The following is a 22149-nucleotide window of genomic DNA, read 5'->3' as shown; positions in this document are numbered from 1 at the left end:
CGCCACAAGCTCGCGAAACCCTGATCACTCGATCGCCACGCTCGGGTCGGCGCAAAAGGGCATCCTGCCCAATGCGCCTCTTGCGACATCCATGTCGCAAGCCCCGGCGCGTCGCCCGAGCGCCCAGCGCTAGCTTGAAAGGCGTCACGAGGTGGCTCATTTCTGATAAGAGGCCATCTGCAGCGTTGTCAAAACCGAGCGTCGGCAAAATCAAAGCCCCGCCAACCTCTCGGTTGGCGGGGCTCGTCGTTCGTGCCCGCGACAGGGCTTCGCGCTTACTCGTCGAGGAACGAGCGCAGCGGCTCGGAGCGCGACGGGTGACGCAGCTTGCGCAGCGCCTTCGCTTCGATCTGGCGAATTCGCTCGCGGGTGACATCGAACTGCTTGCCGACCTCCTCGAGGGTGTGGTCGGTATTCATGTCGATGCCGAAGCGCATGCGCAGCACCTTGGCTTCTCGCGCGGTCAGGCCGCCCAGCACGTTGCGGGTGGCTTCGATCAGGCCTTCGCCGGTAGCGGAGTCGATCGGCAGCACCATGGTGCTGTCCTCGATGAAGTCGCCGAGATGCGAATCCTCGTCGTCGCCGATCGGTGTCTCCATGGAGATCGGTTCCTTGGCGATCTTGAGCACCTTGCGAACCTTGTCTTCCGGCATCTCAAGGCGCTCGCCCAGCTCTTCCGGAGTCGGTTCGCGGCCCATCTCCTGCAGCATCTGGCGCGACACGCGGTTGAGCTTGTTGATCGTCTCGATCATGTGCACCGGAATACGGATGGTGCGCGCCTGGTCGGCGATCGAGCGGGTGATCGCCTGGCGAATCCACCAGGTGGCATAGGTCGAGAACTTGTAGCCGCGACGATACTCGAACTTGTCCACCGCCTTCATCAGACCGATGTTGCCCTCCTGGATCAGGTCCAGGAACTGCAGGCCGCGGTTGGTGTACTTCTTGGCAATCGAGATGACCAGGCGAAGGTTGGCCTCGACCATCTCCTTCTTGGCTCGACGCGCCTTGGCTTCGCCGATGGAAAGGCGGCGATTGACCTCTTTCAGCTGGCCTACGCTGAGCAGCACCATCTCCTGCTCGAAGCTGATCTTGCGCTGCGCCCGCTGCACGTCGCCACGGAAAGGCTCGAGGCGTTCGGCATACTTGCCGTGCTTGGCGAGAAACTCATCGAACCAGCTACCTGAGGCCTCGTTACCCAGGAAAGAGCTGATGAACGTCTTGCGCGGCACTTTGCCCTGCTTGACGAACACCTGCATGATCGCCTTTTCCTGACCACGAACCTGGTCGACGCTGATCCGGACCTGACCGACCAGCCGTTCGAAGTGCTTGGGCGAAAGCTTGATCGGCGAGAACAGTTCGGCCAGGCGCGCCTGCTCGGCGTTGGCTTCGCTGGAGCCCCGCCCGTGCTTCTCGATGGCCGCCTTGGCGGATTCGTTCTGCTCGCGAATCTGCTCGAAGCGCACCCGCGCTTCCTCGGGGTCGGGACCGCCTTCGCTGGAGTTGTCGTCTTCTTCGCTGTCTTCGTCGTCTTCTTCATCGTCGTCGCCGCTGATATCGGCTTCGACTTCTTCGGGCATCTCGACCTCGGCAACGCCGGGGATACCTTCGTCGGGATCGATGAAACCGGAGAACAAGTCCGATAGACGTCCCGGCGCTTCCTCGTCCTGGGTCTGATCATAGGCATTGAGGATGGAGTCCACCGCCCCGGGCAGATAGGCCAGCGACGACATCACCTCGCGCAGGCCTTCCTCGATGCGCTTGGCGATCTCGATTTCGCCTTCGCGGGTCAGCAGCTCCACCGTTCCCATCTCGCGCATGTACATGCGCACCGGGTCGGTGGTACGTCCGACATCGCTCTCGACCGCTGCCAACGCCGCCACGGCCTCTTCCGCCGCCGACTCGTCGGTGGAATCGTCGGACATCATCAGCGTGTCTTCGTCAGGTGCCTCCTCGACGACATTAATCCCCATGTCATTGATCATGGAGATAATGTCTTCCACCTGATCGGGATCAGCGATATCTTCGGGGAGATGATCATTCACTTCGGCGTAGGTCAGGAAGCCCTGCTCCTTGCCGCGTGCGATCAACTCCTTCAAACGTGACTGCTGTGCATTTCCAGCCATAGAAACCCTACTCGACGAAGAAGAATGAAGCACCTGGGGTGACAGCGCGACGCCCCAAAAGCCGGCTAGTATAGCGCGCCCCCGCTTTTTGCTGCCAGCTTCTATTACCTTGTCTACCAGGTGTGCTAGTGTGTTTGGTTACCTATCTGGTGGCGATCGTCGCCAATTCAACCTCTCCAACCGGTTTACCGGCTGACAACCTCACCGATCGACCACTTCACGCTTCCCTGCCGACAGTCTCGATCTTTATTTCAATTCGTCCGCGATGCCCCGATCAACCTAGGCTGCCATCGGCGAGCCCGCGCGACTCACGACCTTTCGGCCAACTTGCCGATCAACTCCCGCAACCGATGTTTCTCATCCGAACTCAGTGCCCCCGACCGACGACTCTTCTCCAGCAGTTGCTGGTACTCCTCGACCGGCGTCAATCTGGCGCTCTCGCGCTCCAGATGGCGTACCCAGTTGTCCAGTTCGCTGGCTCGCACGTCACGGGGGATGGCGAGCTCTCGACGAACCAGTTGATCGAGCCGCTCCCCATCCGGGCTGCCGTGAAAATGCGCCAGCAACACTTGAGGACTGCGATAACGCCCGGCACGCAACAACTGCACTACCTCGCGACACAACCGCCCGTCGGGCACCTCGGCGGGGCACCAGTCGACCGATTCCGGCAAGCCGTCGACCAATCCCGGCTCGTGCAATAGCAGATGCAATATCCGAGCCGGAATGGTCAGGGAAAGCGTAGCAGTTCCTGCGCGAGTTGCCGGGAACCCGCGCCGACTTGCTCGATTATTCCCATTATCGACCGTCGAACCCGGGTCTGAAGCCGCTTCGACGTCGCCATCCGGCGTCATCATCAACGCCTCGTAGCCTTCGGCATCCGCCGTCGCGCCGGGACGTGGCGCTGGCGGGGCATGACTGGCGAACCAGTCGGCGAACTGCGACTGCTCGATCCCGCTGCGCGTCGACAGCTCCTTCACCAGCAACGACTTGAGAACCCCCTCGGGGAGATGCTTGAGCATCTCCAGCACGGCCGTGACGAAACGTTCACGACCCTCGACCTGCTTCAGGTCGCGCCCTTCCGCCGCCTGTTCGAACAGGAACTCCGACAGCGGGCTGGCGCAGGTGATGCGGTTCTCGAACGCCTCCTGACCCTCCTGACGCACCAGCGTATCGGGGTCCTCCCCCTCCGGAAGGAACAGGAAGCGGACCTGCCGGCCGTCGATCATCGAAGGCAACGCCGTCTGCAACGAGCGACGGGCCGCCTGGCGACCGGCATTGTCGCCGTCGAAGCAGAACACCACTTCGTCCACCAGCCGGAACAGCCGCTGCAGGTGATCGGTGGTCAGCGCCGTGCCCAGGGTGGCACACGCATTGCGAATGCCGAATTGCGCCAGCGCCACCACATCCATGTAGCCCTCGACCACCAGCACCCGCGCGAGTTGCCGGTTGGCCTGGCGCGCCTCGAACAACCCGTAGAGTTCGCGGCCCTTGTGGAAGACCGGTGTCTCCGGCGAGTTGAGGTACTTGGGCTTGGCATCGCCGAGCACTCGCCCGCCAAAAGCGATGGTGCGCCCTTTCCAGTCCCGGATCGGGAACATCACGCGATCGCGAAACCGGTCGTAGGTGCGCCCGGTCTCTTCACGGTGCACCAGCAGCCCGTACTCGACCTGAACCGCCTCGCCAATGCCCTGCTCGAGCAGATATCGCTTGAGCGACTCCCATTCATCCTCGGCGTAACCAATGCCGAAGTCCCGAATGATCTCCTGACTCAGCCCCCGACGCTCGAGGTACTCCCGCGCTTGACGCCCGCCCCCCAAGGCGAGCCGCTCACGAAAGAAGCGGGCCGCCAGCTCCAGCAGGTTGACGCCTTCCTCGCGCTTCTGCTGACGCTGACGGGCGCCCGGGTCCTCCCCACCTTCCCGCTCGACCTGCATCCCGGCGCGGGACGCGAGCTGCTCGACCGCTTCGGGAAAACGCAGGTTGTCGAACTCCATCAGGAAACGCAGCGCGTTGCCGTGAGCGCTGCACCCGAAGCAGTGATAGAACTGCTTGTCCTGGCTGACCGTGAAAGACGGTGAATTTTCCTGGTGAAACGGGCAGAGGCCGCTGTGATTGCGCCCACTCTTCTTGAGCTGCACTCGCTCGGAGATCACATCGACGATATCGGTGCGCGCCAACAGGTCATCGATGAAGCGCTGGGAGATCTGTCCGGCCATGTCGTCAGGACGCTCTGGAGAATCGGACTGGAGGCTGGGGAGGCTCCGTACTGCCTATCCATGAAGATAGACCAGACGGAGAACGCTGCCCATGTGCCGACATCAGTGAAGGCGGCGGGGTAAAAACAAACGGCCACCTTGACGGCGGCCGTTTGATCGTCCCTCTGGGGTGACCGAGGTCACCGCAGTACGGATCAATACAAGCGTTCGAAACGCTTACGCTCACGCTGCAACTTCTTGGCGTGACGCTTCACGGCAGCCGCAGCTTTGCGCTTGCGAACCGCAGTGGGCTTTTCGTAAGTTTCGCGACGGCGGACTTCGGATAGAACTCCGGCTTTCTCGCAGGAGCGTTTGAAGCGACGCAGCGCGACGTCGAACGGCTCGTTATCACGTACTTTAACAGCGGGCATGAAGCACTCACCTACCTTGGGAATTGAGTTCGGTTTGAACGCACGCCCGAGAAGACGATCCGTGCGGTTTCAGACGGCGCTACGAGGGATGATTCACTCTCTCGCCGATCGTCTGCAACACCACATACCGGATCTTCAGGGCGCACGACCCAGTCCTGCAGAGCAGAGCATTCTAGTCCTGCCCATGAACCAATGCAAATATCTTTTCGACGGCGTAAACTAGCGCGCCTTCCGCTTCAGCATTTCCTTCAACGACTCCGACGGATGATTCGACCATGCGCGTGCTGGGTATCGAAACTTCATGCGACGAAACCGGCGTCGCGCTCTATGACACCGATGCCGGGCTGCTGGCCGATGCGCTCTACAGCCAGATAGCCCTGCATGCCGAATTCGGTGGGGTCGTACCGGAGCTGGCCTCCCGCGATCACACCCGCAAGCTGCTGCCACTGGTGGACCAGGTGCTGGCCGACGCGCAGCTGACCAAGCAGGACCTGGATGCGATCGCCTATACCGCCGGGCCCGGACTGGTCGGCGCGCTAATGGTCGGCGCCTGCACCGCTCACGGCATGGCCCGCGCGCTCGACATCCCGGTGCTGGGCGTGCATCACATGGAAGGCCATCTGCTGGCACCGATGCTGGAAGAGACCGCCCCCGCATTTCCGTTCGTCGCCCTGCTGGTCTCCGGTGGGCATACCCAACTGGTCGACGTGCGCGGCCTGGGCGACTACCGCTTGCTGGGCGAATCCGTCGACGACGCTGCCGGCGAAGCCTTCGACAAGGTCGCCAAGATGCTCGAACTGCCCTATCCCGGCGGCCCGCAGGTCGCCGCACTGGCCGAGCAAGGCCGCAGCGAACGCTTTCGCTTCCCCCGCCCGATGACCGATCGGCCGGGGCTCGACTTCAGTTTTTCCGGGCTCAAGACCCACACCTTGACCGCGCTCCGCCAGCTACGCGAGCAGGACGCCCTCGACAGCCAGGCCCGGGCCGATGTCGCCCGGGCCTTCGAGGATGCCGTCGTCGATACCTTGATCATCAAGTGCCGGCGCGCCCTCAAGGAGAGCGGCCGGGAGAGGCTGGTCGTCGCCGGAGGGGTCAGCGCCAACCGGCGCCTGCGCGAGACACTCGACGTTGCGCTGACCAAGCTGGGGGCCAGGGCATTCTATCCGCGCGGGCGATTCTGCACCGACAACGGCGCCATGATCGCCTACGCCGGTGCGCAGCGGCTGATCGCGGGCCAGCGCAGCGACGCGATACAGCCGAGGCCGCGCTGGCCGCTGGCGGAGCTGGCGCCTCCCCGGCACTAATCCCGGTCATTGCCCTCGCGACGGTCGCGCAGGGCGTCTTCTTCATCGAAGGGATCGGCCAGCGCCGGCTCGTGCGCCTCGCGGCGCCGCTCCCGCCACCGCCGAATGTTCCAGCCGTGGCGTGCCAGCACCAGCAGCGAGAACACGCAGATGACGCCCGTCATCGGCGGCACCAGCCAGTAGCTGAGCAGCGGCGCCAGCAGCGCCGACGCCAGGGACGCCACGGCCGCCGTACGTACTCGCCAGGCGAGCAGGAACCAGCACAGCGCGCAGACCAACGCCACCGGCGTCGCCAGCATCAACAGCACCCCAAACGCGCTGGCCACCGCCTTGCCACCCCGCCCCCGATGCCAGACCGGGCAGCTGTGCCCGACCAGCACGCTCAACCCCACCAGCCCCTGGGCCCAGACCGAGAGCGACAGCGCACCCGCCAGCCACAGCACCGGCATTCCCTTGACCGCATCGATGACCAGCGTCACCAGCGCCGGACGCCAGCCGAAGGCCCGCAGGACATTGGAGAACCCCGGATTTCCCGAGCCTGCCCAGCGTGGATCGCGCAGCCCCCAGGCCCGGCAGACCCAGATCGCGCCGAGCAGCGAACCACTGAGATAGCCAGCTGCCAACAGCAGGCCGGTGACAACGATCGGTGGCAAGACTCAACTCCCCTTGACCGCGCGGCGCGGACATCATCGAGAGCCCTGATTCTGCCACTCTCATCGCGTACAATCGACGCCACCCTGGACGGCGGGTCCGCTTCGACCCACCGCCCGCACGATGAACGCTGACGGACATCAGCGCTGACGAGGAGGTCGCGTGGATCAGGTATTGATCGAAGGCTTGAGCCTGGAGACGGTGATCGGCGTCTACGACTGGGAACGCAAGGTGCGCCAACGCCTCGAGCTCGACCTGGAGCTTCGCACCGACATTCGCCCGGCGGCCCGTGCCGACGATCTCTCCCGGACACTCGACTACGCTGCCATCTGCCAGCGTCTCTCCGACTATGCCGACGCCAACGCCCATGGCCTGGTCGAGACGTTTGCGGAGCGCGTCGCGGCGTTGCTGATCGACGAGTTCGGCATCCGCCACCTGCGCCTGACCGTTCGCAAGCCGGGAGCGGTGGCGGCGGCACGCGCCGTGGGCGTGCGCATCGAGCGCAGCGTCGACTGATGCCGCTGGTCGCTCTCGGGCTGGGCAGCAACATCCGGCGCCAGCACCATCTGACCCGGGCGCTGGAGGCGCTGGAGTCGCTCGCCGCCCCTCACCCGCTGCAGCTTTCCCGGGTCTTCGAAAGCCCGGCGGTCGGTTTCGACGACGAGCGCCCGTTCTACAATATGGTGGTGGCCTTCGAAACCGAACTCTCCCCGGCGACGATCGATCGTCACTGCAAGGCGATCGAGAGGGAGAACGGCCGCCCGGCAGGGCCGGCCAAGTTCGTCGCCCGCACCCTGGACATCGACCTGCTGCTGTGGGGCGACAGCGTCGAGTGCGACGACACCCGGCGGCTACCGCGGGAGGACATCGAGCGCTATGCTTTCGTGCTCCATCCGCTGGCGGAGCTGCTGCCGGCGCACCGGCACCCGGTCAGCGGCGTCACGTTCGCCGCACTGTGGGCATCCTTCGACGCCACCGACCAGCCCCACCGGCCGATCGACTTCGTCTGGGGCGAGCGACGGATATCCCGAAGCGACGAGACCTGATGTCGGAGCCGCCCTCTACCGTTCCCCGAACCCGGCGCACCGGGGCAAGAAGCCCGGAGCCGAAAGTTCGAAGCGCAGAGGCGGGTGTGGCAATCTCCACAATCTTTGCCGATTGCCTGAACCGTCACTGCCATGCGTTGCGTCACACTTAGGGATCGTCGTCATTCGTGGAAAAGCCTGCCCCTATGCTTCCATCGCTCAGCAGTCGACGTGACTGGCCGCGGCTGTCACGCCTGAGCCTCAAGCTTTTCGCCATCATCCTGGTCACCAACGTGCTGATCAGCGGCCTGGTGTTCGTGTTCGTCTCGAGAAGCCTGGACGAAGGGTTCGTCAACTACCTGGAACGCAGCCAGTCGACACGGGCCGAAACGCTGGCCAACGCGCTGGGAGAGCAGTGGACGCAGCGCGGCAGTTGGCAGTGGCTGCGCGACAACCCCCGCGCCTGGCAGAGCCTGGTCCGCAGCCAGCTATGGTCGAGCGACCGCCACCCCCCGACCGGGATCGATCGACAACTTTCCGACGCCCGCGGCTACGTGCTGCTCGACGAGTTGAGCAACCCCGTCATCGGCGAACCCCTGCTCAAGCCGCCGCCGCAGGACCTCGACCTGGACATTCCGCCACCGCCGGAGCCGCACTTCGTTCCCATCCGCAGCGGCGACAAGCTGGTGGGGCAACTCGGCTACCTCCCGCCGGAACGCCTCATGGCGCGCATGGACCAGATATTTCTCGAGCGCCAGCAGCGCAATCTCACGATCATCGTCGGCGCGCTGTTTCTTACCTCGTTACTGCTGGCGGGCGGGCTGGCCTGGTGGCTGGGTCGCCGTGCCCGGTTCATGACGCTGGCCACCCGGCGTCTGACCCTGGGCGACTACAGCGTGCGCCTGTCCGAACGTGGCCGCGACGAGTTGTCGAGCCTCTCCGCGGATTTCAACCAACTCGCCGAGACCCTCGAGGCCAACCGGCGCGCGAGGCAGCGCTGGGTCGCGGATATCGCTCATGAACTGCGCACGCCGTTGGCGGTACTGCGGGGTGAGATCGAGGCCATGCAGGATGGCGTGCGGCCGCTGTCGCCGGACAACCTGGGATCGCTGCAACAGGAGGTCGACCAGCTCGGACACCTGGTCGAGGATCTGCGGCTGCTCGCCCAGAGCGACGCTGGCGCCCTGGACATGCATCTGGTGCCGGTGGATCTCGAGGAGTCGCTGGTCCAGCGGCTCGAGGACAGCGAGTTGCGCCTCGAGAGCCACGGTCTGACCCTTCGGCTCGACACTGCCCCCGTCTGGGTGCGCGCCGACAGTCAGCGCCTGCGCCAGCTATGGGACAACCTGCTCTCCAACACCATTGCCTACACCGACGGCCCCGGTACGCTGCAAGTCACCCTGCGGCGACGGCACGACAAGGCGGAAGTGATCTGGGAGGATACGCCGCCGGGGGTGCCTGCCGACGAACTGCCTCGCCTGACCGAACGGCTGTATCGGGTAGAGGGCTCACGCAGCCGCCGTAGCGGCGGCAGCGGGCTGGGCCTCTCCATCGCCCGGGCGCTGATCGAGGCCCAAGGGGGCGTACTGACACCCTCCGCTTCACCACTGGGCGGGTTGCGATGGACGCTGGCGTTTCCGCTGGACCTGCCTGCCGAATCCTCCGCCGAGCCCTCTTCTCCCGCCGGGGAGCCGGCCAGCAGCAGCGGCAGCCATACCAATCGATAGGGAGCCGGTTTGATGAACGACACCATTCTGATCGTCGAGGATGAACCCAAGATCGCCCGCCTGGTCGCCGATTACCTGTCGAAGAGCGGCTATGCCTCCGACCACATCGACCACGGCAACGCCGTCATGGAGTGGCTGGAGGAGAACCAGCCGATGCTGGTGCTGCTCGACCTGATGCTGCCCGGCACCGACGGCCTCACCCTGTGCCGCCAGATTCGCGAGCGATTTCCCGCCATCCCGGTGATCATGCTGACCGCACGGGTCGAAGAGGTGGATCGGTTGCTGGGGCTCGAACTGGGCGCCGACGACTATATCTGCAAACCTTTCAGCCCCCGGGAAGTCGTGGCTCGCGTCAAGGCCGTGCTGCGACGCAGCCATGGCATCACCGGCACGGACGAAGCGCTCCCCCAAGGAGATCACCTGACGCTGGACGAGGATGGCTGGCGTGCCATGGCGGGGAGCGAGGACCTCAACCTGACCGCCGTCGAGTTCCAGTTGCTCAAGGTAATGATGCACAGCCCGGGCCGGATATTCTCCCGCGACCAGTTGATGGACCACATGTATCGCGACCACCGCATCGTCTCCGAGCGCACCGTCGACAGTCACGTCAAGAAACTGCGCCGCAAGATCGCCGACGTCTGGCCCGAGCGTGACATCATCCGCTCGGTCTATGGGGTCGGCTACAAGTACCAGCCGGAAGAGTGAGGCCAGCGACCGGAGCGGGAAACGAGGATCACCCTTCCCCTGCGGTAGCGGCGGTTACCGGGGGCGCCTAGGGGGCCTGTTCACTCGATACGTCGCGACCGCGTGGATAGTTTGAGCCAGCCCTAGAGGGAAGCGCTCTTCAGGAAGCCATCGGCGTCTCTCGCCGAGAAGAACACCAGCGTCACCGCGAGGCCGGGCAGCGCCGGTAGTCGCTCGCGCATCACCGCCGCCACGATGCTGGCGGCGGCGGCGGCCGGATAGCCGTAGATCCCGGTGGAGATGGCGGGAAAGGCCAGCCGCTCGAATCGATGCTCGGCGGCAAGGTGCAAGGCGTTGCGATAGCAGTCGGCCAGCAGTTCGGAACGATCTTCCGACTTGGCGAATACCGGCCCAACCGTATGGATGACGTGACGCGCCGGCAGCTTGAAACCCGGCGTCATCGCCACTTCACCGACGGGCAAGCCGTCCGGCCAGGTCGTGCGTCGCAGCTCCCGACACGCCTCGAGCAGTTCCGGACCTGCCGCACGATGAATCGCCCCATCGACGCCGCCACCCCCCTGCAGGCTCCTGTTGGCGGCATTGACGATGGCATCGCCCTCGAACCGGGTGATATCGCCCTCGGCGACGGTCAGGCGATCACCCTGCCAGTGAATCTTCATTGCCCACCTCGGCTGGTTGCGGTCGGGTCATCGGCACCAGGACGGAGGCCGACGGCAACGAGCCGTTGCCAGCCGGTCTTGATCGTCCCCGTCCGTACCGATCCCGTCTTCATCCACCCAATGTAGGATGCGATGCCGCTGCTCGCGAATCGGAATCGTGTCAGGAAGCCTGGCGACTCATCCCGGCGACGTCGGGCGAGGCCGGTGCGACCGGCACCGTCTCCGCCCCGCCACGCTTGAGCAGTGCGTAGCCGATCCCGGTGATCAGCGAGCCGGCGGCAATGGCCAGCAGGTAGAGCAGCGCCAGGTTGACCGCGTTCGGGATCAGCAGCACGAACAAGCCGCCGTGCGGTGCCATCAGCTTGACGCCGAACCACATCGAAAGCGCCCCGGTCACCGCACCGCCGAGCATCGAGATCGGAATCACCCGCAACGGATCCTTGGCGGCGAACGGGATCGCCCCCTCGCTGATGAAGCAAAGGCCCAGCACGAATGACGCCTTGCCCGCTTCACGCTCGGCCTGGGCGAACCGGCTGCGCCGCAGGAACGTGGCCAGCCCCATGCCGATGGGCGGCACCATGCCCGCGGCCATGATCGCCGCCATCGGCATGTAGGTCTCGGTCGACAGCAGCCCCACGCCGAAGGTGTAGGCCGCCTTGTTGACCGGGCCGCCCATGTCGAAGCACATCATCGCGCCGAGCAGCAGGCCCAGCAGCACCGCATTGGTGGAGCCCATGTTGTTGAGGAACTGGGTCAGTCCGGAGAGGATCGCCGCCACCGGCGTGCCCACCACGTAGATCATCACCAGCCCGGTGAACAGGCTCGCCAGCAGCGGGATGATCAGGATCGGCTTGAGCGACTCGACGCTCGCCGGCAGCCTGACGTAGCGAGTCACCGCCTTGGCCGAGTAGCCGGCCAGGAAGCCCGCGAGGATCCCGCCGATGAAGCCGGCGCCCAGGGTGGAGGCCAGCATCCCGCCGATCATCCCCGGTGCGATGCCCGGACGGTCGGCGATGGAGTAAGCGATGTAGCCGGCCAGCACCGGCACCATCAAGGCGAAGGCGGTACCACCGCCGATCTGCATCAGCGCCGCCGCCAGCGTCCCCTCCTGCTCGTAGGCCTTGATCCCGAACACGAACGAGAGCGCGATACAGAGCCCGCCCGCCACCACCATCGGCAGCATGAACGAGACACCGGTCAGCAGGTGCTTGTAGAACCCGCGCTCCTTGGCGCTCTTGCGCTCGCCGCCGGCCCCTTTTTCACTGCCGGCCGACTCGACCTGCGCCTCTGCGAGGGCCTTCTGGATCGTCTGCTGTGGCTGCTTGAGGGCGCTGCCGGTGGAGGTGCGGTAGATCGGCTTGCCGGCGAAACGGGTGTCGTCGACCTCGATGTCGCAGGCCAGCAGCACGATATCCGCGGCCTCGATATCGGCTTCACTGATCGGGTTCTGGGCGCCCACAGAGCCTTGGGTCTCGACATGGATCCGGTGACCCAGTGCCCGGCCGGCCTGTTCTAGGGCCTCGGCGGCCATGAAGGTGTGCGCCACCCCGGTAGGACAGGCAGTCACCGCGACGATCCGTCTGGCCCGGGAAGGATTCGCCTCGGCCACCGCCGGGGCGTCGGCGGGCTCGTCGGCGGCATCGAACGCCGTCGCCTCGCGGGCGGCGCGCTCGAGAAATGCCTCGGGATCGGGCAGCGCCTGCTGGACCGGGGCACGGTAGAGCCGCTTGCCGACGAAGCGGGACGCTTCCGGCACCCGCTCGGCGGCCACCACGACCAGGTCTGCCTCGGCGATCGCCTGGGCCGATACCGGCGCAACCGGCTCGAGCTCGCCGTGCATCTCTATCTGGGGTTGCCAGCCGCGACGCCGCGCGGCCTGCTCCAGCCGTCTCGCGGCCAGAAAGGTCGTCGCCATGCCACTGGGGCAGGCCGTAACCAGAATGACGTTCATGCGTTCACCGTTCATGCCCCCTCCTGACGCGTGTCGCCACAGCGAGTGACACGCGTCTGTTGCAGTAGTTGCTGGAAATCCTCGACGTGCGGATTACCGACACCGACATGCCGGACCGCTTCGGCCGCCAGCGCCGTCGCCTGGCGCAGTGCGTCCTGCGGTGCCTGATCCGCGATCACCCCATGCAGCAAGGCGGCCAGCAGGGTGTCGCCGGCCCCCACCGTACTCTTGACCTGGACACTGGGCGGGATCGCCCGCCATTCGCCGCGGCGGCTGACCCACAGCGTACCCGCCGCACCCAGCGACAGTATCGACTCCTCGATACCGGCCGCATGCAGCCGCCGGGCCGCATCGAGCTGCGAGGCCGGGTCGTCCAGCGGGCCGCCGGCCCAATCGGCCAGCTCCTGCTCGTTGGGCTTGGCCGCGTGAGGCGCCACCGCCAGTGCCGCCGTCAGCGCCGGCCCGCTGGTATCGACCCAGACCGGGATACCGCTCGCCTTGAGCGTCTCGATCAGCCTCGCCAGCGCCGCGGGAGACACGCCCGGTGGCAGGCTGCCGGTCACCACCACCGCCGACGGCGCCGCAGTCTCGCAGCAGGCGACCAGCGCCTCGGTCAGCTCGGCCAGCGCGGCCTCGGAGACCTCGAGCCCCGGGCCGTTGACGTCGGTCACTCGGCCGTCGTCCTCGGCCAGCTTGGCGTTGATCCGGGTCTCGCCGGGCAGGCGCAGGCTGGCATCCTCGATACCGTCGCGCCGGCAGGCCTGGACGAAGGCGGTATCGTTGTCCGCGCCCAGGAAGCCCGACAGCGTCACCCGATGGCCCAGCGACACCAGCACCTGGGCCACGTTGAGACCCTTGCCGGCCGCCGCCAGATGCGACGACCGCGTGCGATTGACCGCCCCCGGCTCGAGTCGCGGCAACTGGATCGACAGATCCAGCGCCGGATTGAGCGTCACCACCAGCACATGGGCCATCAGAGCGCCTCCAGCGCATCGCGCACGGCCTGGCTGGTGGCCTGGGCCAGCGCCGTCTCGGCGTGCAGCCGCGCCGTTGCCTGAGTGATGCCACGCAGCCGCGCCTTGACCATCGGCACCTGGCGCACCGACACCGACAGTTCATCGACTCCCAGGCCGACCAGCACCGGCACGGCGGCGGCATCCGACCCCAGCTCGCCGCAGACGCCGACCCACTTGCCCTCGGCGTGGGCGGCCTCGACGGTCATCTGGATCAGCCGCAATACCGCCGGATGCAAGCCATCCGCCTGGGAAGAGAGCTCGGGGTGGCCACGATCGATCGCCAGGGTGTACTGGGTCAGATCGTTGGTGCCGATGGAGAAGAAATCGACCTCGGCGGCCAGGCTCGGTGCCAGCAGTGCCGCGGAAGGAATCTCGATCATCACTCCGACCTGAATGTCGCCGGCACCGATCTCCGCCTGCAGGCGGTCGACGATGGCGCGCGCCTGGCGGTACTCGTCGACGTCCTTGACCATCGGGAACATGATCCGCAGCGGCCGATCACCGGCGGCGGTCAACAGTGCCCGCAACTGGGTCTCGAGCACCTCGGGTCGGGTCAGCGCCAGACGAATGCCGCGCAGGCCGAGAAAGGGGTTGTCTTCCGCCGCCACCGGCCAGTAAGGCAGGGGCTTGTCGCCGCCCACATCCAGCGTGCGCGCCACCAGCGGACGGCCATCGAGGGCGTCGAAGGCGCGTCGGTACTCGCCGATCTGGGTCTCCAGATCCGGCGCCTCCGGATGCGCCATGAACAGGAATTCGGTGCGCAGCAGCCCGACACCCTCGGCGCCCTGCTCTACCGCGTCGGCGGCGTGAGCGGTGTTGCCCAGGTTGGCGGCGACCTCGATACGCTTGCCGTCGGCGGTGCGCCCTTCTTCGAAGCGCGCCCCATGGGCCTCGCGGCGCAAACGCTCGAGCTCCTTGAGCCGCAGCTCGGCGCGATCACGGCGCTCCGCACTGGGGCGCACGATCACCCGGCCGAGATCGCCATCGAGGATCAGTTCATCGTCGTTGGCGAGCGTCAGCGCCCGCGGGCCCGCACCCACGACGGCGGGGATGCCCAGCGCCCGCGCCAGGATGGCGCTGTGGGAAGTGGCGCCGCCGCGGGCGGTCAGCAGTCCCCGCACTTGGGCGGTATCGAGACGCGCCACATCGGAGGGCCCGATGTCGTCGGTGACCAGAATGTAGGGACGCGACGGCGGAGTCGGCATCTTCACCCCGCACAACACGCCGAGCACGCGACGGCCGACATCGCGCAGGTCAGCGGCACGCTCGGCCAGCAGGCGATCCGCCAGCACTTCCTGGGCGCGGGCCGCGGTATCGATCGCCTGCCACCAGGCGGCTTCGGCGCTGAGGCCATCGCGCATGCCCTCGAAGGCCGCTTCGTGCAGCTCAGGATCGTCGAGCATCTCGGCGTGCATGGAGAGGATCTCGGCCACGTCGCCGCCCTTGGCGGTGCCGATCAGCGCATGCAACTGATCACGCGCCTCGTTCAGGCTGGCACGCAAGCGCTCTCGCTGGCGCTCGGCCCCCCCTTGTTGCTCCGACGCCAGATCGCGAGCCCGCTCGGGGTAGTCGAAGCTGGGCGAGCGCATCACGAAGACCGGCGCGATCGCCAGGCCCGGCGAGGCGGCCGTGGCCGGCAACGCCGTGTCGTCGGCGATCGGCTCCTGCACGGTCTCGGCCGTTGGCGCCACGGTCTCGTCTCGAGACGCACGATCGGCGAGGCCGCCGTCCGCCAGCGGGCGCACCGATTCACCGAGCCCCGCCTTGACGGCAGCGACCATCGCCGCCAGCGCTGCCTGGGCCCCCTCCCCCTCGGCGGAGAAGATCAGCGTCTGACCGCGTCGGGCACCCAGCCCGATGACCTTGGTGAGGCTGGCGGCGGAAACCGTCTCCGCCGCGCCCTCCATCAAGCGCACCCGAACCGGCAACGACTGCTCGCGGGCCGCCTGGACCAGCAACTTGGCAGGTCGTGCGTGCAGGCCATGGGCATTGAGCAGCGTCGCCCGAGCGGTCTCGGCCTGGTTCGATTCGCCGGACAACCGCGCCAGGACGTGATCCGCGTCGGCATCGATCAGCGCCTCGCCTTCGCCGCTGTCCAGCAGATCCGCCAGCCGCTCCAGCAGCGTCCGGTGCACGTCGCCTTGCGCCGCCACGCAGAAGACGCCATTGACCACGCCTTTCGGACCGCTGAACGACCGCTCCGGCGTCGCCAGCCCCAGCGCCGGCTGGCTGACCCCGAGGGAAGCGCTCACCAGCCACAGCCCCTGACCGAGCGCGACCGGCTCCTGCTCGGTGATCGCGGCGACGAAGCGCGCGTCGACGCACTCCGCCTGGCGCAGTCGCGCCGCCGCCGCCAACGCCAGCTCGAAACGATCCCGCGCCGGAAAGCCCAGGCACAGCGTGCCGGCGTCCAGGCGCGCCTTGACCGGCGATTTGGCGAGCAGCGCGACCATCGCTTCGGCGCTGTCGGCGTTGGCGATGCGCTCGGCGACCCCCTCGTCATCGAGGACGTGAGTCAGATGGCGCAGCACGTCGAGATGCTCGTCGCTGGCGGCGGCGATCGCCACCAGCAGGAACACCCGATTGCCGTCGTGCCAGGTCACCCCGGCCGGGAACTGCAGCAGGCGGACGCCGGTGCGGTGGATCTGCCCGCGGCTCTCGGGGGTACCGTGGGGAATGGCGATACCGCTGCCGAGGAAGGTCGAGCCCTGCGCCTCGCGGGCATGCAGGGCATCGCGATAGCCGGCTTCGACCAGACCGGCCTCGTGCAACGAGGCGGCGGCCTGATCCAGCGCCTCCTGCCAACTGTCGGCGTGGCAATCGAGCGCCGCGTCTTGCGGCTGGAGGGTCAACATAACGATCTCTCCGAGTGGGTCGTTCGATGCACGACTCGTGGCCAGTCCGGCGCCGCCGGGGTCAGCCGGACGGACAGCTTCGAGCGCCCTAGCTGAATCGTGTCACCTCAATGGTGCCAATGCTCTCCGCTGGCGACCGGTTTGGCAAGCTAGACCTTCGCCTCACGCCATGGCCGGCATCACGGTCGCCGAAATCAGACTGGGCCGCCAGGGCCCGACGCGGTATCGTTCAGACCGTGAAAAATGCGCCGCCCCCTCCCATGAGCCTTGCAGGAGCCTTGCATGAAGCTTGCCGATATCGCCCGACTGGCCGGCGTCTCCCGCACGACCGCCAGCTATGTCCTCAACGGCCAGGCCAAAGCAAGACGCATCAGCGATGCCACAGTGACACGGGTGCTGGCCATCGCCAATGCCCACGACTATCGAATCGATGCCCAGGCGGCCGCACTGCGGGGAGGCGACAGCCGCACCCTCGGCCTGATCGTGCCGGATCTGGAGAACGGCAGCTATGCACGGCTGGCCAAACGTCTCGAGCATGGTGCGCGCCGGCAGGGCTACCAGTTGCTGATCGCCGGTTCCGACGACGACCCGCAGAGCGAGCGCGAGGTCGCCAGGTCCCTGCGCGCCCAGCGCTGCGACGTGCTGTTGGTCGCCAGCAGCCTGAGCCCCCAGGATCCGTTCTACGTCGAGCTATTGGCTCAGGGACTGCCGATCATCGCCATCGACCGACCGCTGGATCCCGAGCGTTTCGTCAATATCGTGACCAACGGTCGCGCCGCCGGCGAGATGCTGACCCGTTCGGTGCTGGCCGACGACGTGACCCACGTGGTGTGGCTGGATGCCGTCCCGGATCTCTCGATCAGCGCCGAGCGGCGGCGCGGGTTTCTGGATGCCCTGGCCAGCGAGCCCAGGTGCCATCCCCGCTGCTTCAGCGGAGAGCGCTACGACCGCGATAGCGGCGCCCGGCTGATCCAACGACTGCTGGATGACGACGGCTTGCCGGACGCCATCGTCACCGCCTCCTACACCCTGATGGAGGGTCTGCTCGACGTGCTGCTCGCGGACGGCGCCCCCCCGGCCGACCTGCGTCTGGCCACCTTCGGCGACGACCGGCTGCTCGACTTCCTGCCCTGCAAGGTGAATTCGCTGCCCCAGGACCACGACCGGGTCGCCGAGCAGGCGCTGGCGAGAGCCCTGCAGGCGGCCCGTGGCGACTATACGCCAGGACTGGACGTGATCGACAGGACGCTCAAGCGACGGCGCTGAACGTACAGCGATGGATCCTCACCGGGGGCGTGGCCGGGAGCCACGACTGAAGTATGCTTGGCCCATCGAGACTTTCAGGAACCGCGACTTGTCAGACGACCTCCCCGACATCCTGGCCGGGCCGATACTCCGCCGGGCGGCGCCGCGGCGGCTGGTGCTGTGGCTGGCCGCATCACGCCCGCTCGAGCTCCAGCTGACCCTGACCACCGCCGCTGCGTCATGGACACACCCGCTGGCCGCAGCAACCACCCGGGTCGAAGTGGGCACCCACGCCCACCTCCATCTGATCGACCTCGAGCTGGATGCGGCCCTGCCCCAGGATGTCCGCATCGCCTACGACCTCGCCTATCGTGGCGAATCCGAATGGTGCTCGACCGGCGACTGGGGCCAGGCGCTGTGCTACGGCAACGAGCCGCTCCCCACGCTGGTGCTGCGCTCGCGTCACGACAATCTGCTTCATGGCTCCTGTCGCAAACCCCACCACGCCAGCGGGGACGGCCTGGCACGCGCCGACCGCTGGCTGGACGGCTGCCACGACGACGCCGCCGCCAGGCCGGCGGCACTGCTGCTGACCGGTGACCAGATCTACGCCGACGACGTCGCCGGCCCGATGCTGGCCGCCATCCATGCGTTGATCGCCCGCCTCGGCCTCCACGACGAATGCCTGGAAGGGACGGACATTGCCAGCGGCCGCGAGCTCTATGCCCGCGACGAGACCTACTATCATCGGGACGAACTGCTGCCGGCGATCCGCTCCACCGAGGCGCTGCGCGAGAAGTTCTTCGGTGGCGTGCGCAAGCCGATCTTCACCACCGCCAGCGCCGAGAACCACCTGATCACCTTCGCCGAGGTGATGGCGATGTACCTGCTGGTCTGGTCGCCCACTCCATGGCGGCTGATCGAGGTCGAGCCGCCCCGCCTCAGCGCGGAGGAGCAGGACCGCTATCGCCGGGAGCAGCGGCATATCGATGCGTTCGTCACCGGGCTGCCGGGGGTGGCACGCCTGCTCGCCCACCTGCCCACGCTGATGATCTTCGACGACCACGACGTCACCGACGACTGGAACCTCTCCGCCGCCTGGGAAGCCGCGGTCTACGACCATCCCTTCTCGCGCCGGATCGTGGGCAATGCCCTGATCGCTTACCTGTTCTGCCAGGGCTGGGGCAACGATCCCGATGGACTGGCCGAGCCGCTGCGCGCCAGCCGCGAGTGGCTGGACTCCGCCACCGGTGACAGCGGCTTCGACTGCCAACTGCACGACCAACTGGTGACCCGGCTGCTGCGCTTCACCGGCTGGGGCTACACCATCGACTCGACGCCTCGCCTGGTGGTGCTGGATACGCGCACCCGACGCTGGCGCAGCGAGCGCAAGCGCCACCGTCCCTCGGGATTGATGGACTGGGAAGCACTGAGCGAGTTCCAGCAGGCGTTGCTCGGGGAACCATCGGTCATCATCGTGTCGCCGGCCCCGATCTTCGGCGTCAAGCTGATCGAGGGCATCCAGCGCCTGTTCACCTGGTTCGGCAAGCCGCTGCTGGTCGACGCCGAGAACTGGATGGCACACCCCGGGGCTGCCCGTACCATGCTCAACATCCTGCGCCATAGTCGCACCCCGCAGCGCTACGTGATCCTCTCCGGCGACGTCCACTACTCCTTCGTCTATGCGATCACCATTCGCCAGCGCCGCAACAGCCCCCAGATGTGGCAGATCACCAGCAGCGGTCTCAAGAATACCTTTCCCGATACCCTGCTCGACGGGTTCGACCGCCTCAATCGCTGGCTCTATGCGCCCTGGTCGCCGCTCAACTGGCTCACCAAGCGCCGCCGCATGCTGATCGAACCCTACCGCCCCGAGCGCAGCGCGAAAGGCGAGCGACTGTGGAATCGCGCCGGTATCGGCCAGGTGAAACTCGACGCCGAGGGCGCGCCGACCGAGGTCATGCAACTGGGCGCCGACGACTGCGATACCCGGTTTGACAAGGAGCGCCGATGAACCCGACGAATGCCAGGCTGCGTGTGGCCACCGCCGAGGACTTGAGCGTGGTGGAAGCGCTGGTCCGCGACGCCTACGGCCACTACATCGCCCGCATCGGCAAGACGCCGGGGCCGATACAGGACATCGACGACAAGCGCTATGCGCGCTATATCGATGCCGGTTACGTCAACCTGCTGCAGGCCGGCGGCGAGATCGTCGGCCTGCTGGTGCTGATCCCCAAGCCCGACACCCTGCTGCTGGACAACGTGGCGGTCAGCTCGTCCGCCCAGGGCCGCGGCTTCGGCCGGATCTTGCTGGAGTTCGCGGAAGCCCGCGCTCGCCAGTTGGGCTTTCGCGACATCACGCTCTACACCCAGGAGCTGATGCACGAGAATCTGGCGATCTACCGACGCTACGGCTACATGGAGACGCATCGCGCCGAAGAGCTCGGGCTGAAGCGCGTCTATCTGCGCAAGCCGCTCTGACCCGCGATGGTCGCTCGACACTCGGTACCGGGCAAGCCGGGGCGTCGACATGACAGGGCGAGGCCAGTGATACCGGACCGCTGAAACGCAAACCGCCGCGCCTCTTCAGAGGCGCGGCGGTCACTGCCGGACGCACCGGCCATCGATCAGACCGCGTGAGCGGCGCCGGGAGGCGATTCGACATGGCCGAAGGTGCCGTTGGTGCCTTCCACGTCACGCAGCTCCACCACGATCCCGCGTGCTGCCGCATTGTCGACGAATCGGTCGATGTCCTCGCGGATGTCAGGATCGATGTAGTTCGCCCCGCGGGCATCGATGATCAGTTCGCCGTTGTCCGGTACGGCGTCGAGACACTGGCGCATCTCCTCACGGTTCAGAAACGACACATCCTGCTGGAACTTCAGCAGCATGTGCTCGCCGCGCCGGGTGCAGGTGATGGCCGAGCGGTAGCCGGACTGGAGCAGGAAGTAGAGGCTGCAGACCAGTCCCACCAGTACGCCCATCAGCAGGTCGGTGGCGAGAATCGTGACCACCGTCACGGTGAAGGGAATGAAGCGACGCATGCCTTCGCGATACTGCTCCATGAACAGTGCCGGCTTGGCCAGCTTGTAGCCGGTGTGCAGCAGGATCGCCGCTAGCGTCGCCAGGGGAATCAGCTCGAGCCAAACCGCCAGAAACGCCACGCTCACCAGCAGCAGCCCGCCGTGAATCAGGCTCGACAGCCGGGTACGTCCGCCGGCATTGGCGTTGGCGGAGCTGCGCACGATCACCGCGGTGACCGGCAGCGCCCCGACCAGCCCGCACACCATGTTGCCGATGCCCTGGGCCTTCAATTCGCGGTGCGGCGGCGAGTGCCGCTTGAGCGGATCGAGCTTGTCGATGGCCTCCAGGCTCAACAGCGTCTCGAGGCTGGCGATGATGGCGATGGTGATGGCGACCGTATAGACCGCCGGATTGGCCAGCGCACCGAGATCGGGACGTGTCATCTGGGCGATCAGCTCCGAGGGTCCGGACAGACCGCCAAGATCGATGTGGTGCCCCGCTCCCAGCGCCCAGCCGGGCATCGCGCCGCCCACCAGGCGATCGATGGCGATACTGCCGAGCACCACCAGCAGCGGCCCCGGGATCAATGCCAGTGCCCGGTGCCGCTTGATCACCGGCTGTTCCCACAGCACCAGCAGCGCCAGGCTGAACAGCGCGATCAGCGTGGCCAGCGGCGAGATGCCGCTGAACAGGGCGACCGGTTCGGTGATCGAGGGCATGTCCTCCAGCGGATGTCCCAGCGCCATCGGGAATTGCCCCAGCACCAGGATCAGGCCGATGCCGGCCAGCATGCCCTTGATCACCGAGGTCGGCACGAAGGCGCCGATCCGGCCCAGCTTGAAGACCCCCATCAGCAGTTGCAGCGCGCCGGCCAGCACCACCGCGATCAGGAAAGCGGAAAAGCTGCCCAACTGTTCGATCGCATCCAGCACGATGACGGTCAGGCCGGCCGCCGGACCGCTGACGCTGAGCGCCGAACCGCTGAACATCGTCACCACCAGCCCGCCGACCATGCCGGCCACCAGCCCGGCAATGGGCGGTGCCCCCGAGGCCAAAGCGATCCCCAGACAGAGTGGAATCGCCACTAGAAAGACCACGATACCGGCAGGGATGTCCCGCGAGAGGTGGCGTAGGGAGAGCGTGGTGGGCCGGTCATGCCGATTCGATGCCGTGTGGGTCGACGGTGCCGATCGTGTCGTTTGTGTCATTGTCGTGTCCTCGAGTCCATGAGTCACAGC

The 22149-nt window shown here is 66.6% G+C and carries 17 protein-coding genes; 8 read left to right on the top strand and 9 right to left on the bottom strand.

All coding sequences use genetic code 11. The features are described 5' to 3' along the window. Positions 1 to 275: 275 nt before the first annotated feature. The 3 genes from rpoD to rpsU all read right to left on the bottom strand — a co-directional run bounded on the left by rpoD (position 276) and on the right by rpsU (position 4749). Positions 276 to 2123, bottom strand: coding sequence for an RNA polymerase sigma factor RpoD (gene rpoD / locus AAGT95_RS09925; RefSeq protein ID WP_342596376.1), 1848 nt, complete (start codon positions 2121 to 2123; stop codon positions 276 to 278). 308 nt (positions 2124 to 2431) lie between these two features. Further along, on the bottom strand, positions 2432 to 4339 hold the full coding sequence (gene dnaG, locus AAGT95_RS09920) for a DNA primase (RefSeq protein WP_342596375.1): 1908 nt from the start codon (positions 4337 to 4339) through the stop codon (positions 2432 to 2434). A 194-nt stretch (positions 4340 to 4533) separates the two neighbouring features. After that, complete coding sequence (rpsU, locus tag AAGT95_RS09915) at positions 4534 to 4749, bottom strand: 30S ribosomal protein S21 (RefSeq protein ID WP_075560838.1); 216 nt, start codon at positions 4747 to 4749, stop codon at positions 4534 to 4536. Between the two features lie 275 nt (positions 4750 to 5024). On the opposite strand from rpsU, the gene tsaD reads away from it, so the two are divergent. Next, positions 5025 to 6053 (top strand): tRNA (adenosine(37)-N6)-threonylcarbamoyltransferase complex transferase subunit TsaD, encoded by a 1029-nt coding sequence (tsaD, locus tag AAGT95_RS09910; RefSeq protein ID WP_110602489.1) that lies wholly within the window; start codon positions 5025 to 5027, stop codon positions 6051 to 6053. Here the strand turns inward: tsaD and AAGT95_RS09905 are convergent. Continuing rightward, entirely contained in the window at positions 6050 to 6706 is a 657-nt protein-coding gene (locus AAGT95_RS09905; protein WP_205909495.1) for a glycerol-3-phosphate acyltransferase, read from the bottom strand. The genes tsaD and AAGT95_RS09905 overlap by 4 nt on opposite strands. A 160-nt stretch (positions 6707 to 6866) precedes the next feature. Here AAGT95_RS09905 and folB point away from each other — a divergent pair, with 160 nt between their 5' ends. From folB to AAGT95_RS09885, 4 genes are all read left to right on the top strand, one after another. After that, complete coding sequence (gene folB, locus AAGT95_RS09900) at positions 6867 to 7220, top strand: dihydroneopterin aldolase (protein WP_110602487.1); 354 nt, start codon at positions 6867 to 6869, stop codon at positions 7218 to 7220. Beyond that, complete coding sequence (gene folK / locus AAGT95_RS09895) at positions 7220 to 7750, top strand: 2-amino-4-hydroxy-6-hydroxymethyldihydropteridine diphosphokinase (protein WP_342596374.1); 531 nt, start codon at positions 7220 to 7222, stop codon at positions 7748 to 7750. The genes folB and folK overlap by 1 nt, the downstream gene beginning before the upstream one ends. A 185-nt stretch (positions 7751 to 7935) precedes the next feature. Then, positions 7936 to 9456 (top strand): ATP-binding protein, encoded by a 1521-nt coding sequence (locus AAGT95_RS09890; RefSeq protein ID WP_342596373.1) that lies wholly within the window; start codon positions 7936 to 7938, stop codon positions 9454 to 9456. Between the two features lie 12 nt (positions 9457 to 9468). Continuing rightward, positions 9469 to 10161, top strand: a complete 693-nt coding sequence (locus AAGT95_RS09885; RefSeq protein ID WP_342596372.1) for a response regulator — start codon at positions 9469 to 9471, stop codon at positions 10159 to 10161. 122 nt (positions 10162 to 10283) lie between these two features. On the opposite strand, the gene AAGT95_RS09880 is transcribed toward AAGT95_RS09885, so the two are convergent. The 4 genes from AAGT95_RS09880 to ptsP form a co-directional block, all read right to left on the bottom strand. Next, complete coding sequence (locus AAGT95_RS09880; protein ID WP_110602481.1) at positions 10284 to 10820, bottom strand: O-acetyl-ADP-ribose deacetylase; 537 nt, start codon at positions 10818 to 10820, stop codon at positions 10284 to 10286. Between the two features lie 160 nt (positions 10821 to 10980). Beyond that, positions 10981 to 12771, bottom strand: coding sequence for a PTS fructose-like transporter subunit IIB (locus AAGT95_RS09875; protein ID WP_110602761.1), 1791 nt, complete (start codon positions 12769 to 12771; stop codon positions 10981 to 10983). Between the two features lie 11 nt (positions 12772 to 12782). Beyond that, complete coding sequence (pfkB, locus tag AAGT95_RS09870) at positions 12783 to 13745, bottom strand: 1-phosphofructokinase (RefSeq protein ID WP_342596371.1); 963 nt, start codon at positions 13743 to 13745, stop codon at positions 12783 to 12785. Continuing rightward, positions 13745 to 16642 (bottom strand): phosphoenolpyruvate--protein phosphotransferase, encoded by a 2898-nt coding sequence (gene ptsP, locus AAGT95_RS09865; protein ID WP_342596370.1) that lies wholly within the window; start codon positions 16640 to 16642, stop codon positions 13745 to 13747. The genes pfkB and ptsP overlap by 1 nt, the downstream gene beginning before the upstream one ends. Before the next feature lie 282 nt (positions 16643 to 16924). Here ptsP and cra point away from each other — a divergent pair, with 282 nt between their 5' ends. The 3 genes from cra (at position 16925) to AAGT95_RS09850 (ending at position 20368) form a co-directional block, all read left to right on the top strand. Further along, on the top strand, positions 16925 to 17908 hold the full coding sequence (cra, locus tag AAGT95_RS09860) for a catabolite repressor/activator (RefSeq protein ID WP_342596369.1): 984 nt from the start codon (positions 16925 to 16927) through the stop codon (positions 17906 to 17908). A gap of 88 nt (positions 17909 to 17996) precedes the next feature. Next, the gene (locus AAGT95_RS09855; protein ID WP_342596368.1) at positions 17997 to 19901 is read left to right on the top strand and encodes an alkaline phosphatase D family protein; all 1905 of its coding nucleotides are present in this window, start codon (positions 17997 to 17999) and stop codon (positions 19899 to 19901) included. After that, complete coding sequence (locus tag AAGT95_RS09850) at positions 19898 to 20368, top strand: GNAT family N-acetyltransferase (protein ID WP_342596367.1); 471 nt, start codon at positions 19898 to 19900, stop codon at positions 20366 to 20368. Before AAGT95_RS09855 ends, AAGT95_RS09850 begins: the two co-directional genes overlap by 4 nt. Positions 20369 to 20514: 146 nt before the next feature. On the opposite strand, the gene AAGT95_RS09845 is transcribed toward AAGT95_RS09850, so the two are convergent. After that, positions 20515 to 22119, bottom strand: coding sequence for a SulP family inorganic anion transporter (locus AAGT95_RS09845; RefSeq protein ID WP_342596366.1), 1605 nt, complete (start codon positions 22117 to 22119; stop codon positions 20515 to 20517). Positions 22120 to 22149 lie beyond the last annotated feature (30 nt).

Origin of the sequence: Salinicola lusitanus, from assembly GCF_038648475.1 — a bacterium.
Classification (GTDB): domain Bacteria; phylum Pseudomonadota; class Gammaproteobacteria; order Pseudomonadales; family Halomonadaceae; genus Salinicola; species Salinicola lusitanus.
The sequence above is the reverse complement of the archived record's forward strand: the minus strand, read 5'-3'. Positions and strand labels throughout refer to the sequence as shown.

Bases quoted from the DNA above. Each gene is read 5' to 3' on its own strand.
- rpoD (WP_342596376.1), bottom strand. From the start codon at position 2,123: ATGGCTGGAAATGCACAGCAGTCACGTTTGAAGGAGTTGATCGCACGC.
- dnaG (WP_342596375.1), bottom strand. From the start codon at position 4,339: ATGGCCGGACAGATCTCCCAGCGCTTCATCGATGACCTGTTGGCGCGC.
- rpsU (WP_075560838.1), bottom strand. From the start codon at position 4,749: ATGCCCGCTGTTAAAGTACGTGATAACGAGCCGTTCGACGTCGCGCTG.
- tsaD (WP_110602489.1), top strand. From the start codon at position 5,025: ATGCGCGTGCTGGGTATCGAAACTTCATGCGACGAAACCGGCGTCGCG.
- folK (WP_342596374.1), top strand. From the start codon at position 7,220: ATGCCGCTGGTCGCTCTCGGGCTGGGCAGCAACATCCGGCGCCAGCAC.
- AAGT95_RS09890 (WP_342596373.1), top strand. From the start codon at position 7,936: ATGCTTCCATCGCTCAGCAGTCGACGTGACTGGCCGCGGCTGTCACGC.
- AAGT95_RS09885 (WP_342596372.1), top strand. From the start codon at position 9,469: ATGAACGACACCATTCTGATCGTCGAGGATGAACCCAAGATCGCCCGC.
- AAGT95_RS09880 (WP_110602481.1), bottom strand. From the start codon at position 10,820: ATGAAGATTCACTGGCAGGGTGATCGCCTGACCGTCGCCGAGGGCGAT.
- AAGT95_RS09875 (WP_110602761.1), bottom strand. From the start codon at position 12,771: ATGAACGTCATTCTGGTTACGGCCTGCCCCAGTGGCATGGCGACGACC.
- pfkB (WP_342596371.1), bottom strand. From the start codon at position 13,745: ATGGCCCATGTGCTGGTGGTGACGCTCAATCCGGCGCTGGATCTGTCG.
- ptsP (WP_342596370.1), bottom strand. From the start codon at position 16,642: ATGTTGACCCTCCAGCCGCAAGACGCGGCGCTCGATTGCCACGCCGAC.
- cra (WP_342596369.1), top strand. From the start codon at position 16,925: ATGAAGCTTGCCGATATCGCCCGACTGGCCGGCGTCTCCCGCACGACC.
- AAGT95_RS09850 (WP_342596367.1), top strand. From the start codon at position 19,898: ATGAACCCGACGAATGCCAGGCTGCGTGTGGCCACCGCCGAGGACTTG.
- AAGT95_RS09845 (WP_342596366.1), bottom strand. From the start codon at position 22,119: ATGACACAAACGACACGATCGGCACCGTCGACCCACACGGCATCGAAT.